1 protein-coding gene is annotated in these 585 nt (G+C 63.4%); it reads right to left on the bottom strand.

Annotated features, from left to right (window positions below; all coding sequences use genetic code 11):
• Nucleotides 1-15: 15 nt before the first annotated feature.
• The coding region (locus NI20_RS0113040; RefSeq protein ID WP_197055405.1) for a zinc-ribbon domain-containing protein at nucleotides 16-585 on the bottom strand (570 nt) is incomplete at its 5' end.

Raw genomic sequence — 585 nt, 5'->3', positions numbered from 1 at the left:
CTCCGCGGGCTGGGTTTACTTGGTTTTGCGCTTGGTTTTCCCGGCGCAGACGGGACATCCGCATTGCTGCACACCGGCGCGGGAGTAGATGGCCGCTTTCCAGACATGGCCGTAAGAGCACTGCCACCACGCTTTTTTGTGGCTGCCAGCTGTGACCATCTCCGGTGTCAGCGCGCCGTTGAGGGTCTCGTGCCACTGCTTGGCGACCAGCGGCTGAACGGTCGCGAGGTCGTTGAATCCCGGCAGCACCTTTCGGTTGGCGCAGTAGGGACAACCGTCGCCGCGCTGCACGCGCTGCGCAATCATCGCACGATAGGAGTGGCCTTTTTCGCATCGCCACCAGACGCGGCGGTTTGAACCCGCGGTGACGCTGCTCGGATGAAGCGCACCGTTTTTCTCCTCGTCCCACTGCGCGGCAATGTCCGGGTACAGCGTTGCAAGATCGTTTTCACCGGCCAACGCCTGCCGTCCGGTGCAGACCGGACAGCCCGTACCGAGGGTCGTCCTCGAATACACCGCCGCGCGCCACGAATGGCCTTTCGGACAGCGCCACCAGACTTTGCGCCTTGTACCGGAGATCACCTG

Source organism: Oscillibacter sp. ER4, assembly GCF_000765235.1.
GTDB classification, from domain to species: domain Bacteria; phylum Bacillota; class Clostridia; order Oscillospirales; family Oscillospiraceae; genus Hominicoprocola; species Hominicoprocola fusiformis.
Note: the sequence above shows the minus strand (reverse complement) of the source record. Positions and strands in the feature narration are given on the sequence as shown.